Source organism: Gammaproteobacteria bacterium (genome assembly GCA_013214945.1).
Classification (GTDB): domain Bacteria; phylum Pseudomonadota; class Gammaproteobacteria; order Enterobacterales; family Psychrobiaceae; genus Psychrobium.
The window spans coordinates 168,419-186,082 of record JABSRT010000007.1 but is presented as its reverse complement, the minus strand read 5'-3'; the positions used below and the strand labels follow the sequence as shown (position 1 = coordinate 186,082).

Below are 17,664 nucleotides of genomic sequence, written 5' to 3'. Positions count from 1 at the left end.
GCGTATAAGTTATCGCTAGTGGTGCACTTGCATGTTCAATTAGGGTAATTGAACATGCAATAGTTTTAACAACCTACAGAGCAAAGCGACCGAATAGCGCTGTTAATCCATTTTCATCGACTTTAGCAACACTGGGCTGTCATAGTCTACAACCACCGATTTAGTGTTCAGCCATAATCTTCTGCGTACGACTACAATCGTTAGCGCTATCGTGATTATGCTCAGCTCAATAACATTTGAGCCGACATAACTTAAAGCAGGCTCCATGATAAATTTAAACTGATTAAGCAGACTGCCTTGCGTTAACTTAATTAGTTCAAAGCTGGCATTGAGCTTTTCGGCTCCCAATAATAATGCTGAAAACACCATTGCAGCGGTCAGTTTTAAATACCACTTTATCGGCCGAGCCAAACACCAACACAGCAGATAAAAGCCAGTAAACACAGTGCCACCAGCTATTAGCTGACCGACATCGTAACGGGTATTAAACATTTGAGGCAGGGTTGTTAGCGCTAAAATAAGCACATAAGGAATGGTTAACGCGATAAATAGTGTTATTGAATAATTTTTTAGTTTACCAATTCGTTTCCAATATAATTTATTAACAGCCCAAGAAATCAGTGCAACATAGGCTAATGCAAAGCCATAATTGGCCCAATGCGGCAATCCAAATAAACCATAATAGCCCGTAAAAAAATCATCGACCAATGACGGGTAAATACCTAGATTAAAACGCCTGCCAACGCCATCAGCAAAACTAGGCATTAACAATGCGGCCAACAGCATAACGCCGATAAGTAAGTAACCATTTTTACACAGCCCTTTAATCATGTGCCCCAACATGCCTTGGGTGCTCGCCTGTTTTAATTGCTGCACCAGCACCAAGTAATTATCAACCACTGCCTTAGCGATGTCTTTTGACACCCAGTTTTGTTCCACCAAATCCACTTTTTCATCGGTTTCATGGCTTTCAAGAATGCTTTTTATTACGGGCACTCCCAATACTGCTTTGTCTGTTTGTTGATTGCCGCCACCTAATTGCTGGCCAATACTCCAAACGGCTGGGTCATACACCCCGCCTGCGTCGTGCACCAGATGATTGCTGCCAGCAAAGCATAATCGAGTATCACCGCTGTCGACCGTTGCTTTGAACTGTAATGTCGACAGCGTAGCAGCCATTGCATAAACAAAGGTACAGCCGTCAAAACCACCCTGAACATCAACTTCTTCGATATTTGTTAGGCTCGAAATAATATGCAAGCCGCGCTTATTTATAAAGCTTTCAGCCCAGTCATGGCGATCGTTATTTTCAAAACTCCAACGGGTACGTCGCTTGGCTTCGCCATCAATAGTAAAACTATAATAAAGGTACCCACCACCACTACAGACATTACAACGGACATCGCCACTACCATGACAGCTACTACAGGTGTTTGAACCACTGCCATAACAAGTTGGGCAGCCCTTGGTGGAGTAAATAGTCCGCTGCGCTTGGCTATCGTAATGCTGCGTATCAACCCGCCCCGATCCGCTGCAATAACTGCAACGGGTTTTGCCATGGCCATTACAACCACCACATGTTTTTTCACCGCGACCATGGCAGCTATAGCAAGGATCAGATCCGGTATAACGATGAGGCGCACTGGCCAAATCTGTATTACCCATCGTAAAATTTGTCGCGACATTAGACGATAAATTGCCGAGCAACCGATCGTTAAACAAAGAGTGCTGACCACTGATATAGTTTTTAGCATCGCTGTGCGCTTGTTCTTTGGCGCCTTGCATGTTGCCACAATTAATAACACCAGCACCAGACGGACAATAAGCCCCGTGATCATGGCCTGATACGCCAATTTCAATTGACCAACCAAAGGTATATTTTAGTGGCGAGTTTTTTTGATCTTGCTCGCTTAATACCACTGGTACTGCTAACCCGGTAATTTCCTCGCCTTGTTTTCGCACAAAAGCTTGAAACTTATCTAATGTAGTCAATTTTAATTCCCTATCCACTGCTAATATTATTGCTGTTCAATGACACAAAAATCATTTACAAATTAATCGCGAAACTGCTTTGGCGTTCTTTTAAATAAATCCACTTTCTAACTGATTGATAACCCGATTTTACAACCTTAATATCATAGGCGCCTTTGGGCAGCATCATGCCTGGGCTATATTTGGGTTTGATATTCATAATAAATACCTTAGCGCCCTTAACATTGGTGGTAATGGTTAATGGCAACGTATTATTAGACGACTTACCGAGAGATTTCGCTGCTAACTCACTCGTTTCATGTTCAGCAAAAAAACGCTGGTCAAACTGATTTAGCGGCTCGCTAATGGCGTTAAACACGGTCGTTATTCCCAAAAGATTATCAATCGCAAGTCCGGTCGGTTGCACTAATGGCTGCGTCGTTAATAACCACTTAAGCGAGAAAGACACTAACGCCGAGTCATTTTTATCCATTTGCACCAAGAAGTAATTAACCGCAGATCCAGACTGGGTAAATTTGTTGCCACCAACAAGCAAAGGCAAAGCAACAATAGCTGCGATTAAAGCACCTGAAACTAAGACGCTAATATAGCCTTTGGTTTTAACTGGCGTAACCTCTTGAGTCGCTCGTTTAGCCTTAACCAGCTCAACCGCTTTTATCGGCAGTTTTAATAGTGTAAGCAGTACCAGCATTAAGGATATCGACATCGAAATCGGCGGAATAATAATGCCGCGCAACGCCGCCTTGCCTGTCGACTCGAACGAACCGCCGTCTTCAAATTCAACTATTTGCGCGTTCATCACCTTAAGATATTCATTGGTTTTACGCTTAATATTTACGTCAATAACCCGTTGCTTAAACTGGCGGTTGTTCCAATCAGCCAGCATTGGCTTAACATATAGCTCGGCCATTTGGTTTGCTAGGCGCGCTTGAATTTCTGGGTGTAATTGAAATTTACGCCAAGATAAATTTGGCCCAATTTTACTGCCACGCGCTTGCATGCCACTACGCCATTTAGCCTTAGCCTGAGCCGTCACTTTATTTAATACCGCGCGGTTAAACGTGGCTCGTTGGGCCAACGTCCAGCTGCTTGGTAATTTAAGTCCCTTAGCGTTTAAGCTTTTTCTTACTTTTTTAGCCGTGACTTTATGATGGCGAAACTTATGAATAGAGCTAATGCCCAGCGGATAACCGCCTGAACTTTTGACAAAACTGCCCGCCATTTTAACCATGAGAATCGCTTTATAATGGTTAACGTCATTAGTGAAAATCATTCGGTGATCTTTAAAACCACCGTCACCACCCATCGCGGCATTGGCCGCTTGTAAAATTGTCGATAAGCCACCGGTTAAGACACCCGTTAGCAATGAGCTGCCGATGTTGCTGGCGGTGCTAATTTCTTCACGCTTTAACCAATCATTAGCCGGAATATATCCAATGCCATATTTCTTAATTTCTTTGTCATAGCCCTTTTGCAGTCGTTGATAACAACGATTTTTACTGCTGTTACTGCTATAAGTTGCACATTTTTGACGCCGTTTAAAATAATCAAACACCTTGGGAGCTATTTTTTGCGCCCGCGCTTCAACCCGTGCTTCATAGGCCGTTAGCCCTTTTTGGTATTTAGCCCAGCCTTGCTTAATCTCATTTTGAGTGTCGAGCCAATATTGATCAGAGCGGCGCGACGAACCACCAATCGCATCGTTATATTGATTAGACTTAGTCGCGTAGGTCGTATAATGGCCCTTAAGGGTTTGACGAAACTGATCGTATTGCGCGTAATGCTGATCAAAGCTAGACATTGCGTGATCACGTACAAACCGCTCCATAATTTGGCGCTTTTGCTGCTCTAACGTCGCAATAACTTGATCGTCGGCATACACCAAGCCACCAAAGACCGATAAAAAGGTTTTTTCAACCCCTGAGTGCGGCTGATCTGGCTGGTAATGAATGCCCTCTATCTCGACCGACTTTTCAATTAATGCCCGGCGAATAACTTGCGACAAATAAGCCCGTTGCCGCTCTGCCCCCGTAGAGGCATCAACGATATAATGATCAACTAACCATTTTTGACCAAAAAAAACCGTCGGCCACACAATTACCCCAATCAACAGCAAACTGCCGATTGCTTTAACGCCACTGGTTAACAACCTGCCTTTAAGTAATAAGTCGGCCAACAACAAGGTAACGCCAATGCCACTAATTGCCCGGCCAAATAACTCAATGGCGCGCAGTTCATCGTCGGTCGAACTTTTACCACCCGCAACATCGGTTAGCGCCGCGTTAAAAACCGCTTCAGGAAATAAATACAATACCGAGCAAACGAACATAAATACCAGCCACCACAGCGGCTTGCCCACCTTAGCAATTTGCGCTGCCTGGGTTGCTTGAGACGCTTGAGATTGTTGCTGCTTAATTTGCTTAGCTTGGCTTGTTTTTAGCACTTGCTCGGCTTGGCGCATTTTGTTTTGCGTTGGCGCTTGGTTTAAAAGCTGCTTTGAAAATGGACTTAACTGCTCATCGGTCATTGTTGATAGCCTGATAATTTAATCACAATTGCTTTACTGGTATTAGACTTTATTGTTTGATCTTTAATCGTTGGAAAAGCCACTGTAAGCCGCTTAGTTACACTTGATTTACTCGGCAATTTTTTAATCGGGGCGAGGCGACTTGAAAGCGCAATATAATAATTTTCTTGGCGGTAACCGAGCATTTCTTCGAGTCGGTCAAAGTCGGCATCGTTTGGCAGGCTCATAATATAGGCGCCACTTGGGCTTAACGCATGATGGCGCTGAGCCGCGATTGATGGTTTGAATAATTTTTGGCACAACCGATACGGTGTTGCGTCAACAATCACCCCGTCGGGTAACCGATTTTTCCCTAAAGCAACTAACCGGCCTTGGTGATAGTCAGAACCGTTGATTGCATAGGTGTATACCTTCATGCCTAAGCGCTGAGCATACTGTTTTATTTTTGGTTTTCTTACGTACTGGCGAATATCAAGGTGAAGTCCTGAGTTGGCGCCAAAATCACGATGCAGGCTTTTAATCGCAGCGGCGGAGCTATAGCTTTTATATTTGGCGCGGTACCTTTTGATCGAGTAATTGCCTACCGTCTCAATTTCTTTCATATACCGACGATATAAGCTGTCGTCCTTCACCCCTTTTTTCAGTGCGGCGCGAAGCTTGCTGACACTCGTTGGGTGTGCGCCGGCAATAAAGCCAATATAAACCTTGGCATTAATGCCTCGTAATTTACGTAACACCTCGCGATTTAACGACGAATAATAAAACCCGCCTTGCCCAACTGTTAAACGTAACATTTGGTCGAGTTTATTCAACTGATGCCCAGTCGCGTCAGATTTAACCTCAACATTGAGTTGTTGCTGATTATTGCGATAATCAGCAAAGGCTTTAAACGATTCATAAGCGGTAATCGGGCGCTCATCCAGCAACTCATTGCTGTTTTTAGCGCGAAGCTTTAAGCCACCAAAATTACGCAGACTCATCTTTTCTATTTTATGGCGTTGGCCAGAATAATAAACCGTCGCACGACCAGATTGTTTATCATGATGATTAACCCAAGTACCATCTCGCAATAACATCACGTCAATTTCGACACTATTAAAGTTATCTTTTAACGCGCTGGTAATCGCTCGCGCGCTATTTTCTGGCTCGCGAAAGTCACCACGATGAGCAGAAATATCTATGCTACATTGCTCTGTAGCCAACATCTTAATCCGGTCGTTATTTGACAGGTAAAGGTTACGATCGGCCAACGCTAACTGAACATCGACAATATCGTCACCCAGTATCTTGCTATCACGCGGAAACGACAGTAGTTGTGCCGGAAAATCGGCAGTTGAGGTTGGTTTGCTTGTCGATTGACACCCCGACAGTAAAATCAATACTCCCAAGATAAGTAGACCGAAATTAAACTTCCTATTTAATATAACTGCCATGCAATCTTATGATTTTTATGAAAAGTTACCAGAGTATACAGACTAACATCAAAAAATAAAGTCGGATGAGAACAACTTTCTTGCTTAAATACCTCGCACAAACGGTTCAATTTATCGTCTCATGACAAAAAAAGGCAGTGCAAAATCAGGTCTCCCCACTCTTGCACTGCCCTTTCAACACTTACTGTGGGTGTCTCCACCCTTTCTTGTGTTTTTACTTAATTAGTACTTATTAACCAATCGGCGTAATATCTGCGGCATTCGGAACATTATCGTTATCGTTGTCGTTGTCCATCGTCAGGCCACTAGCAACAATTTGTGCTGCTGTTGCTTCTAACGTAAAGAAGTCTGGCATGCCATCGCTATCAGTATCGACACTGGCGATATTACTCGCTGGAAATGCATTTTGCTGTGCTAAGAATCCGCCCTTAAGCAATAATAGCTCCTGCTGCTCTACCGCTTCGTTAACCACACTGTTAATTAATGCATCAGCGCTATCATTAAGACCAGCGTGCAGATTAATCAATAGCTGATCTTCAATAACACCTTGCTGCTCATTAACCGATAGCAGTGCAACCTTGCTATTGTTCACCGCCGTTAAGTTAGCTAACGCTGCAAGTGTTTCGCTAAGCTGGTTCTCATATTCATTAAATTGTCCAGCTCCATGGCGTAGCGCAACTAAATAAGCTTTGCGCTCGAAGGCACCTGTTTTAGCAGGATCATAAGACGCAATGTCATTTTCAACCAGACCCAAAATATCTTTAAGTAAAGCGGCGTCGGTTTGATCGTTTTCGCTCAAACTTTGCAATTTAACCATTGCCGTAGTGTAAGCAGCTTTAGCATCATCATAACGCTGGTAAGTCGCTAAATAACCGGCAAGTTTCAAATAACGCTCAGCCAGTCCAAATTGCTCTTCTAGCGTCGCACTGTCGCTTTCTAAGCTCTCGAGTTCACTATTTAACGTCACAGCTACAGCATCGATTGCAGCAAGACTTTCGATGTCCCAATGTGCGCGCATTACTTCGTACTTAGCCGCGAATAACGTATCTTGTGTGAATTTCCCTGTCGCCAACTTAAAATACTGATCAACAATTTTTTGGCACTCTGCGGCTTGATTTAGGCTATCGCCACCAGCTGCTATCGTTAGCTGAGTGAGGCGTGTACAACCCTTATAACCTGTCACATACATACTCATGGTTTGAGAGCCGACATAAGCTTCACTGGTTAATAACGTTGAGGCGGTCTGATACACCTCAAGCGCTTTATTTGTTTCTCCTTTCTCTGCTAATAGCGTGCCTAAACGTGGATTGTTTACATCATATTCAACTAACGCTTGGTAGTAGCTACGGTAGTCGCCTTCTTCTTCAATGAAATGTTCTTTAAGTGGCACAATTGCTGTCGCTATATCAGTGCCATTTAAAACCGCATTATAAGCAGTGTAAGCCAATTGAAGTTCAACCGCTTTAGTGTAATCTTTGTCTGCCGCCCCTTCCTCGGCAAGCACTAACGCCAACGGTAGATTTGGCTCATTTGGGTACAATGCGGCAAATAAACCGCTGATTGCGGTAAGTCCTGTTGGGTATTTAGTTAGCGTGGTTGCTGCGTATTCTTTAACTGGGTATGTAAAATCACTATCGTAATTTACTGCTTGGTAATAAGATAACGCCTTGGCGGTATACTCTTTTGCCAATTCCTGCGCGCCCAAACGGTTGAACAAACCTGCCGCCTTTGCTGTGTTATAAACGGCTGTACTATAGTAGGTGCCACTAGACTTGACTAAATAGCCCATGCCTTCAGCTAAGCTTGCATAGTCAGAAATCGCCTGCAGAGCAATATCATAATTACTGCTTGTACGATCGCTAATATAACGATTGAAACGATCTTGAGCACTACTAGCCAAAGCACTAACAAAATAACCATAGGGTCTAGAGGAAACGTCGGTGTTAACCTCAGCAGAAAAAGTGGCAATCGTCGCCCCATAAGCTATCGCTTTTTCGCTGCTACTGCTGCTGCCGCCATCAATATAATCGTTAAACAATGCATACATAAAAGAAGCATCACTGCTGCTGATATTAGCGATGCCTTTTTGCCCTAAATAATAATTATACGCTATTTCCGCTTTAACTCGTAAAGCTTGAGCACCGGCAAAATCACCCTTTTCTTGTAACGTATCAGCAGATAAACGATATGCTTTAGCTTGAGACACTAATTCGGCTATCGAGTCTAATAACGCATTAGCTTTAATCTGATCACTCGCAAGCATATATCCATTAGCGAGTTGCGAGGTTAATTCGTTAACCGCATTATCACCGGTTAACTCAGCTGATACCGCTTGCGCTTTAACTAAGTGAGACTTTTCCGAACTATAGTAATAGTCTGACTTATTTTGATTCGTCACATAACTAGGCTGAATTGATATTACTGCAACAATCGGCTCATCAATAATACCGTCGGTATATGAAATTCTAAACTCAGTGTCAAGCTCACCTTGGGCGGTATAAGTAAAAGTACCAGTCGCAGAGTCTAGCGTTAAGGCACCATTTAAGGTATCGACATCTGTAACAATCGCAAACGTTAAATCATCGCCATCAGCATCTTCAACAACCAGATTCCCCTGAGTTACCCCTTGAAGATCAATTGAAACATTATGACTAAGTAAAACTGGCGCATCGTTGACATTAGTCGAAGTGAAAGTCAGTGTCGTTGCTGTCGTCATTTCACCGTCAGACACATTAACGGTTACGGTATCAGTACCAACAAAGTTAGCCGTTGGTGTATAGGTATAACTGCCATCGCTATTTAACGCAAAAATACCGTGTGACGCAGCCGAACCAACGGTAAAGTTTAATGAGCTATTGTTATCGTCCGTAGCCGTGATTACCCCCTGAAAAACACTGTCTTCAGTTAATATCGGCGCCAGATTAGCCGAGCTAACATTTGGCGCTAAGTTGGAACTTTCAGAGCCACCACAAGCGGATAGCATAGAAATTAAAAACATCGAGCAACTGAGTTTGCTCTTGGTAAATCGACGCATAACTACTACCTCATTAAATTAATATGATTAAAACACGCGCATATTACACCATAATATTAATGAGATCTATTAGCATTCTCAATTGCATTAAAGTAATTACTCAATTTTTATTATATTAGGTTACTGAGTTTAATTAGCATGAAAAACCTGTGAACTTAGCTGGCTAAATGAGTCATTAATAACGTTGTTAAGACCGCGATTAATAAGCTCTGCAATCCTCATTGGCTAGCATCATACAATTAATATTGGATTGTTTTTCTGCGATGTCGATAACGACTCATCCAAAATTACAGTATTAATGGGGCTAGCCACCGTCTTTATCATCTTGATAGATCTTATCAATTTCAAACAGCTATGACGAAAAATAACCCGACAAAAAACAGTAACTGATAATGCAAACGATAATTGATCTCGATTGCGTTTACGTTTATTATACGCCCGTTTTAACTATCCAATATTACGAGGTAACTATGCGCCGCTTTACCAAGAGTAAACTCTCTTGCTCGATTTTAAACGTCTCAATGCACTGCACTTGTGACTCGCTCAAGGGAGTGCTCTAAAATGCGCAGTTATCTTTTCAGCTTACTGGTAATATCATTTGCCTCTCAGGCTCAAAATGCCCCTCTATCGCAGCAAGCTAACACGCAAAAAGCGACAAGCGATGCAAACACAGTGTTACAACAACAGTGTAATGAGAAACATCCACAAGCTGACCAAGCAACGCTGGCCGAGTGTGTAAAACAATTACACACCGAGCAACGGACCGTGATCGGTACCCGTTATGTTGGTTTAGAAGCCTCTGGCATGAGCGGACGTTTTCATTTAGACAAAAAATTTATTGAGCAAAGCCCCCGCACAACGGGCGATATTAATGATTTAGTTGCTTTATTACCTGGGGTAGAAATGCTCGATGACGCCTATTCGATAGAAGCGTTAACCGACGTACGCGCCAAACAGCTGTCTATTTCTGGCGGTCAGCCATGGCAGACCGGATTTTTCCTCGATGGCATGAATTACAACAGCCGCCAAGATCCCAATGCGTACAATCGTGCAATCAGCTCAATTAACGATGTGCAAGGCTCGCCACAAACTTACAGTATCAACAGTGAAATTGTTCAATCAATTGATGTGTATGACAATAACATTCCTGCAGAGTATGGTGACTTTTCGGGGGGAGTTGTCAGTGTCTCATCAATTAACGCGTTTGATACTGAACAAAATTCATTTAGCCTAGGTTATCGCGGCACTCAAAGCAGCTGGGGCCAATATCACATTATTGAATCAGAAGATTCGATCAGTGATACACCTATAGTCCCGGTATTCAACAAGCAATCGTATAATGTGATGGCAAGCCATCAGTTTAATCAACACCATGGCATCGTAATAAGTGGCAATTATTTAACCAGTACCGTCAGTGGAATATCCCTACAGCAAAATACCACTAAGGAACGCAGCAGCAGTAATGTATTACTAAAATACTCACAGCGCGATACCTTGATTGATAGCATCGATTTTAGTGTTATTTATGCCCCTTACCAAAAGGAAGAAGGCTTAAAAGACACCTTAAACAGCAACCTCACCATTAATGGTGGTGGTTTCGGTACCACACTTAACCTCAATCACCAATTCGATTTTGGCGATGCCAACAGCAAGTTACAATTTAATAGCAGTGACAATAGCCGTGAAGCACCTGATCATTATTATATTTGGCGCCAAGCCACCGGCAAAGATTGGGGCCAGCTAGCTTCCAGCAATTCAGAGGACAACCCTTACTCATTAGAAGGTGGTTATGGTTCACTTGAAAAACAACAGCAAACCACCAGCTGGAAAAATACTTTCACTTTAAATTCATTAAGCACCGGTGAGCTATACCATGACATTAAACTTGGCTTTGGTATTGAACACGAACAATTAGATCGCCAACGTGCTCAGGACAGTTATAAATATAATTCAGCCTTTATATACCCAGTTGCCCCAACCAGCGAGCCATTAAATTGCAGTGGTTATCAGCTCGATTGTGTTGAAATTAGTTATTACAAACCATTAGCTCAACTCGAACAAGAGCTTGGCCATGCAATCGATCCGACCGATGGTAACGATATTATTGCGTATTCAAATAATATAGCCGTCGCCCCACAATATTTTCAATCGCGCGTTGTTTATAGTGCTGAAGATATCAGTGTTGATTTAATTAAGTTGCATGGGTTTGTTACCGACACCATTGAATGGGGCGACTTAAGCCTTAATTTAGGTATGCGTATTGATTATGATGACGTTTTTGACAACGTTAATATTGCGCCGCGCACCAGTTTTGGCTATGACGTATTTTCTGATAATTCGAGTTTACTCATCTTTGGGGCCAGCCGTTATTATGATGCTGGTTTATTAACCTACAAAACCAGAGAAGCGCAAATACCTTATTACATTCAATATCGCGATATCAGTGGCAGTTACTTACAGGGCTGGCAACGTTCAAGTTCCGATAGTGATTTCCGCTATCGCTACCAAAACCTTAAAACGCCATATAACGATGAATTAGTACTCGGCTGGAAACAGTCACTGGCGCAGTTTGGCCAAATTTCGTTAAAAATGGTCGCGCGCTGGCAACAAGATCAATTAGCGAGATCTGGCGAGTATTATCTAGGTAGCGACGGGTATAGCTACATAGAGCAAGACAACACCGCTAAGGGTACTAGCCGCCGCATATCGCTGGCATGGAGCGGCCAGATCGCCAACCATTCTTTATGGGCCAATACCAGTTACAGCAGCAGCAAATCTAATTTTGATGACTATGATAACTCCATAGACGATGCGTCAATTGATCAATTAGTAGTTTATGAAGGCACCACTATTACCCAGGCTGAACTTAATAATATTAATAGTACTTTTGGCAACCCGATTAGCGTGAAATTTGGTATAAATAGCCGCTGGACTGATCGCTTAAACTCAAGCATTAGTGCAACTTACACCAGCGCCTATGACAAAGCAGTAACAACGGGTGACTATGCAGAGTCTTCTGAACTAAGTAACATCTGTAACGAATGTACTAATAATACCTATGCATTAACGGAATACAAAAAAGAGTCGTACTCACCACGGGTACTTGTCAACCTTGGGCTTAATTGGGATCTTAAGCTAAGCCATCTGCACAAGCTAAATTTACGCGCAGACATCAGCAATGTGTTTAATACCCGTACCTATACAGTTTCGACCGGAGGTACCGGCATTGAAGTAGGGCGACAATTCTGGTTGGCCGCGAAATATCACTTTAATTAAGGTAATAGCATATCAGCGCATTATCGGTTTAGTGCGCTGATAGTTAAAAATTCAAGTTACGCCGTTACCAGCGCAACATTGATAAAATAATCCAGAAATACAGGTGCCATTGTTTCACCGCCACAATTGGTTCCTCATTGAATTCGCTCTGTAATTAGCTCGTAACGCTAAACCTCTGTTACTGACAAAAAATAGCCGGATCAGCGATCTTTTAGCCATTTTTTGTCCCCTGCCTAATTATTAAGACAAATCGTCTCAGCACACCCTTAATAATATCGATATTAACAATCATTACCATTTACATAGAACAGCCTGTTATAGTGCTTACATTTCAACTAGTTAAATAAGTAACAAAAATTAAATGACAAAATAGTATCAGTAACCGTCAAAAACAGTTATAGATAGCGATTATCATTTACATTAGCATTGCGCTTCTTTTTTCTATTAATAATAAATGGGACCATTATATGAAGCTGCGTTTTAAATTACTGCCACTGGTTGTTGCAGTTAATTTTGCTTTAAATCCAAGCTTGGCATTGGCCACCGAACAAACTGAAAAAATTACAGTCACGGGTGTATACACAGTCGGTGAGAACATTGATACCGCAACCGGATTAGGGCTTAGCTTAAGAGAAACGCCGCAGTCTGTTAGTGTAATGACCGCCCAAAGAATTAAAGATCAAGCCTTCGATAGCCTAGCCGATGTTGCAGTTAGTGCGGTAGGTATCTCAGTTAAAGAAGTCGATAACGTCCGTAACACGTTTCAAGCGCGTGGTTTTGACATTGAAAACTATCAAGTAGATGGTGTGCCACTGGCTTGGAGTTTAGCCGGTGATTCTGGCGAAACGATTACCGATGTTTCCATTTACGATCGCATTGAATTTGTCCGTGGTGCTACTGGTTTACTCACTGGTGCTGGCGACCCTTCTGCGTCAATCAACTTAGTACGCAAACATGCAGACAGCGCTGAGTTTGAAGGCTACCTTAACAGCAGTATTGGCAGCTGGAATAAACGTCAACTAACGGCTGACTTAGCGTCTGGATTAAATGAAGCCGGCACAATCCGCGCACGAGTTGTCGCTAAATATCAACAAGCGGACTCGTTCCTTGAGCTTTACCAAGAGCAAACTCAAGTATTTTACGGTGTTGTCGAAGCAGATCTAAGTCCTGACACCTTGCTTCGCGTCGGTGCTAGCCAGCAGAAAAACACCCCAACCTCACCAACGTGGGGCAATTTAGCGCCCTGGTATAGCGATGGCAGTCGTACCAACTGGGATAGCTCTACTACCACCGCAGCAGACTGGACCCAATGGGACACCACCAGTAACAATTATTTTGCCAACCTTGAGCATTTTTTCAATAATGGCTGGCAGCTAATTACCAACTTCAATCACATTGAGCACAATCAAGAATCTAAGTTACTTTACCTTTATGGCACCCCCGATTCTGCCAACGGTACAGGACTAAACGCTTGGGCTTATAACAGTAACGGTAGCAGCACACAAAACAGCATTGATGTTCGTTTAAAAGGCGATTTTGTTTTATTAAATCATGAGCATGAATTCGTGGTTGGCGCGCTAATGAGCAAGCAGCAAGCCACTACCAATACCTTTGCGGTGATAAGTTCAGCAGCAACCGGTGATTTTAATCAATGGGATGGCTCATATGCAGAGCCGCAATGGGCAACCGAAAGTACCGTAGCGGCCGATCTTGAAACCGAGCAAAAAGGGCTTTACGCGGCGACTCGCTTAAGTTTAAGCGATAATTTAAAATTAATTACCGGTGCTCGCTTGTCAAACTGGCAACGTCAGGGTACCAGCTACGGAGCAGCAGTAGATTTTGGTGATAACGGGGTACTAGTACCTTATATTGGCGCGCTTTATGATCTGACAGCCGATCACCGACTTTATGCCAGTTATACCGAAATTTTCAAGCCACAAACTGCGATTGATCGTAATGGCGATTTCCTTGATCCGCTAACAGGTAAAAGCAAAGAAATTGGCCTAAAAAGCACATTTCTCAACGATATGCTGCATACCTCGGTCGCTATCTTTAGCATTGATCAAGACAACTTAGCGCAAACTGACAGCGGACATTTCGTGCCAGGCACCATTATTGAGGCTTCTTTTGCAGCGCAAGGTACGACGAGTAAAGGTTTTGAAGTCGAAATCGTTGGCCAGCCTAGCACCGACTGGAATATTAGTGTTGGTTATTCGCAATTTAATGCCGAAGATGCTGCTGGTAATGTCATAAGCTCAGATCATCCACGTAAACAACTTAAAATTTTCTCAACCTACCAATTTTCAGATCAGCTGCAAGGTTTAATGATTGGCGGCGGACTTAATTGGCAAAGTGAGAAATATCAAAATGTTGCCAACCCAATTACTAGCGCTGCAGAAACATTAAGCCAGCAAAGCTACAGCTTAGTAAACTTGATGGCACGTTATGATTTTAATGACAAATTACAGGTTCAGTTGAATGTAGAAAACCTGTTCGACAAAAAATACTACAGCCAAGTAGGTTTCTTTGATCAATACAGATATGGCGCCCCGCGTAATGTTACTTTGGGCCTAACTTATCAGCTTTAATCGACCAAGTATCGCCTAATCAGCGATTAAAAATAGCTATCCTCTGGTGCTTAATTTACCGGGGATAATCCAAACCCACGCTAACGAAATTGTTAGCGTGGGTTTTCTACTTATACGTGTTATCACAAAGTTCCTCTGGAGAACAAATGGCAAAACTTAGTAATAAATTTTGGTTTAACCTGCATGGCTGGTGTTCACTGCCAATTTGGCTAATATTTTGTGTCGTGTGTTTAACCGGTACAATCTCAGTGGTCAGTCATGAATTAACGTGGTTAACCAATCAAGCAGCACGAGCGACTAACCCGCAGCAGCTACCAGCAAAGCCTGTTAACGAGTTAGTTGAGATAGTCCAACAAGCTTACCCGACGGCAAAAATTAGTTCGGTCATGAAACGGGAATCGTATTTAGTGACGCCGATTGTTTTTACCGATAGCGACAAACCTTACGCTATTGCGTACGTCAATCAATACAGCGGTGACATACAACAGATAAACCAAGACATTACCTTTATTGGTTTTATGCGCTCGTTGCATGGCTGGTTATTATTTCCGTGGCAAAACAGTTACAGTGTCGGTTATTATTTAGTCTGCGCAATGGCATTTGTCATGCTCGGCGCGTTAATAACAGGACTGATGATTTATAAAAATTTCTGGCGCGCTTTTACCCAACCTAAGCTACGATTTCACCAAGGAAAAAAGACATTATTAGCCGATTTACACCGACTCGCCGGTGTGTGGTCAATGTGGTTTTTGGTACTGATGAGCATCTCAGGATTGTGGTATTTAACTCAAGCTATCTTTTGGCATAACCAAGTGGATATTGAGCCGCATGCGCCTTTAATCCCCGTCAGCCAAGTCCCGATGAAGGAAGTGACGACCAACAACGCTAGCATTCCTGCTAATCCAGTATCATTGCAAGACGCTATCGCTATTGCCAAACAGCGCTACCCTGACTTTAAAACCAGTTACGTCATGCTGCCTGAGCATAACCGCGATAACTACCACCTGTCTGGCACGGGTGATTTTATCTTTTACGACAGCACCGCATATAAATTGACGATAAACCCCTGGACAGGCGTGATTGAAAGCGACATAGCACCGCATAACATGACCCTACTACAAACGTTAATGCACATTGCCGACCCATTACACTACGGGACTATTGGTGGATTATTTACCAAGTTTATTTGGTTTGTTTTTGGCATTTTATTAAGCGGCATGTCAATTACTGGCTTTTTAATCTGGGGCAGTCGCACGGTTAAAGCGGGTCGACGCGAACAACCCGTCGCCACGACATCGCAACCCGTTGACTCTTTGCAGCCAGCTGACATTTTACAATCAGGGGGTCACTAATGGCACGTCTTAATAACTCACTGTGGCATCGCCACAAATACAAATTGAATGCGCTGGTGTTGATTTTACCTTGTTGGTTTTTCTATCAGTCATTAGCACCTGAATTTCCTGCGCTTTGGCCAGCTAAGCAAATAGGCGCTTACGAAATTAGCCCAATGCCTTTTGATTTAAAACAACCTTATATGCATGATGAAAGTTACGTAAAAGATTTCATGCTTATATTCAAACAAGGTGATATCGCGCAAATCCGCCAAGCTTATTTAAACATCGGCGCAGCAGCGCTGCCACTTGCTACTTTACAAGCGGGCACTGACGGTATTTTACATGGCAGCCAACACGGCCAACATGTTCACGCCATTGCTCCTGAAGCTTTACAAGCAACCCATAAGGTATGGCTAACCATTGAAAACTGGCAAGGTGAACAGCTAATTACCAGCTGGAATTTACCTGACAATTTACTCGCCAAATAACGACCAGCGCCAGATGAAACCCCGTGTTACATCTGGCACTTACGCGGCACTATTTTACATATTAAACTTGCTAATTAAACTTGCTTATTAAAATAGTCTTTAAGCGTATCAAGCGCTACTTTAACTTTTAATGACAGTTTTTTATCCATGGTCAGCGCATACAGATGAAACCCCGGCATTGACCAATCATCTAATACCGACACCAGCTCACCGGTGCCAATGAGTCGTTTAATTTCTAACTGCGGCAATACTGCAATGCCAAGCCCTTCTTTAACATGCGCAATCATCGAGTTAAGATCGTTAAACTGCATTCTAAGTTTAGGCGTATAGTTAATACTATCACTGCCAGCTTTAGTCAAAACGGTTTGATTTAATGCGCAGTTATTTCTTAACCCTAACCAAGTATGCTGCTCTAGATCAGCAGGCACTACCGGGCGCCCATGTAGCCGTAAATACTCAGGACTGGCGTAAAAATGTCGCGCGGGATCGCCTAAATAATGATAAATAAACCCTGAATCGGCAGGCTGACCAACATTAATCGCAATATCAATTCGCTCGGCAATTGGGTCGACATATTCGTCACTGGCAATAATGCTTAAATTAAGTTTTGGCTGACTTTTTAATAAATCGGCCAGCGCTTCGGCTAGCGGATTAGTCGCCATGCCAACAGGTACAGATATCCGTAATTCACCGTCGAGGCTATCTTTTTGTTCACTAATCACATTATCGGCTCGCTCTGCGGCCAATAACATTTGCTGCCCTTGCTTGTAATAATTTAAACCCGCCTCCGACAAACTTATCTTGCGGGTTGAGCGGTAAATTAACGTGATCCCTAATTCTGTTTCTAACTGAGTTATGAACTGACTGACAGCTGACGGTGTCATATTTAAATTTTTTGCCGCTTGGCGCATTGAACCACTGTCAATTACATGACAAAAAATGGCCATTAGTTTAAGCCGTTTTATAAAATTACTATCCATCTGATTATTTAT

9 protein-coding genes are annotated in these 17,664 nt (G+C 42.8%); 4 read left to right on the top strand and 5 right to left on the bottom strand.

Annotated features, from left to right (window positions below; translation table 11 throughout):
• Nucleotides 1-102: 102 nt before the first annotated feature.
• From HRU23_07290 to HRU23_07275, 4 genes are all read right to left on the bottom strand, one after another.
• The gene (locus HRU23_07290; protein NRA53934.1) at nt 103-1,992 is read right to left on the bottom strand and encodes a hypothetical protein; all 1,890 of its coding nucleotides are present in this window, start codon (nt 1,990-1,992) and stop codon (nt 103-105) included.
• Nucleotides 1,993-2,047: 55 nt separating this feature from the next.
• Complete coding sequence (locus tag HRU23_07285) at nt 2,048-4,519, bottom strand: hypothetical protein (GenBank protein ID NRA53933.1); 2,472 nt, start codon at nt 4,517-4,519, stop codon at nt 2,048-2,050.
• Entirely contained in the window at nt 4,516-5,952 is a 1,437-nt protein-coding gene (locus tag HRU23_07280; protein ID NRA53932.1) for a glycerophosphodiester phosphodiesterase, read from the bottom strand. The genes HRU23_07285 and HRU23_07280 overlap by 4 nt, the downstream gene beginning before the upstream one ends.
• A 232-nt stretch (nt 5,953-6,184) precedes the next feature.
• The gene (locus tag HRU23_07275) at nt 6,185-8,986 is read right to left on the bottom strand and encodes a cadherin-like domain-containing protein (GenBank protein ID NRA53931.1); all 2,802 of its coding nucleotides are present in this window, start codon (nt 8,984-8,986) and stop codon (nt 6,185-6,187) included.
• 561 nt (nt 8,987-9,547) lie between these two features.
• Between HRU23_07275 and HRU23_07270 the strand changes: the two genes are divergently transcribed.
• From HRU23_07270 to HRU23_07255, 4 genes are all read left to right on the top strand, one after another.
• Complete coding sequence (locus tag HRU23_07270; GenBank protein NRA53930.1) at nt 9,548-12,262, top strand: TonB-dependent receptor plug domain-containing protein; 2,715 nt, start codon at nt 9,548-9,550, stop codon at nt 12,260-12,262.
• A 467-nt stretch (nt 12,263-12,729) separates the two neighbouring features.
• Entirely contained in the window at nt 12,730-14,850 is a 2,121-nt protein-coding gene (locus HRU23_07265) for a TonB-dependent siderophore receptor (GenBank protein ID NRA53929.1), read from the top strand.
• Between the two features lie 146 nt (nt 14,851-14,996).
• Entirely contained in the window at nt 14,997-16,202 is a 1,206-nt protein-coding gene (locus HRU23_07260; GenBank protein ID NRA53928.1) for a PepSY domain-containing protein, read from the top strand.
• Nucleotides 16,202-16,672, top strand: a complete 471-nt coding sequence (locus tag HRU23_07255) for a hypothetical protein (GenBank protein NRA53927.1) — start codon at nt 16,202-16,204, stop codon at nt 16,670-16,672. Before HRU23_07260 ends, HRU23_07255 begins: the two co-directional genes overlap by 1 nt.
• 74 nt (nt 16,673-16,746) lie before the next feature.
• Here HRU23_07255 and HRU23_07250 read toward each other — a convergent pair whose 3' ends face one another.
• On the bottom strand, nt 16,747-17,652 hold the full coding sequence (locus tag HRU23_07250) for a LysR family transcriptional regulator (protein NRA53926.1): 906 nt from the start codon (nt 17,650-17,652) through the stop codon (nt 16,747-16,749).
• Between the last annotated feature and the right edge of the window lie 12 nt (nt 17,653-17,664).

Excerpts from the sequence above, each read along its gene's own strand:
- HRU23_07285 (NRA53933.1), bottom strand. The coding sequence starts at position 4,519 with ATGACCGATGAGCAGTTAAGTCCATTTTCAAAGCAGCTTTTAAACCAA.
- HRU23_07265 (NRA53929.1), top strand. The coding sequence starts at position 12,730 with ATGAAGCTGCGTTTTAAATTACTGCCACTGGTTGTTGCAGTTAATTTT.
- HRU23_07270 (NRA53930.1), top strand. The coding sequence starts at position 9,548 with ATGCGCAGTTATCTTTTCAGCTTACTGGTAATATCATTTGCCTCTCAG.
- HRU23_07280 (NRA53932.1), bottom strand. The coding sequence starts at position 5,952 with ATGGCAGTTATATTAAATAGGAAGTTTAATTTCGGTCTACTTATCTTG.
- HRU23_07260 (NRA53928.1), top strand. The coding sequence starts at position 14,997 with ATGGCAAAACTTAGTAATAAATTTTGGTTTAACCTGCATGGCTGGTGT.
- HRU23_07250 (NRA53926.1), bottom strand. The coding sequence starts at position 17,652 with ATGGATAGTAATTTTATAAAACGGCTTAAACTAATGGCCATTTTTTGT.
- HRU23_07275 (NRA53931.1), bottom strand. The coding sequence starts at position 8,986 with ATGCGTCGATTTACCAAGAGCAAACTCAGTTGCTCGATGTTTTTAATT.
- HRU23_07255 (NRA53927.1), top strand. The coding sequence starts at position 16,202 with ATGGCACGTCTTAATAACTCACTGTGGCATCGCCACAAATACAAATTG.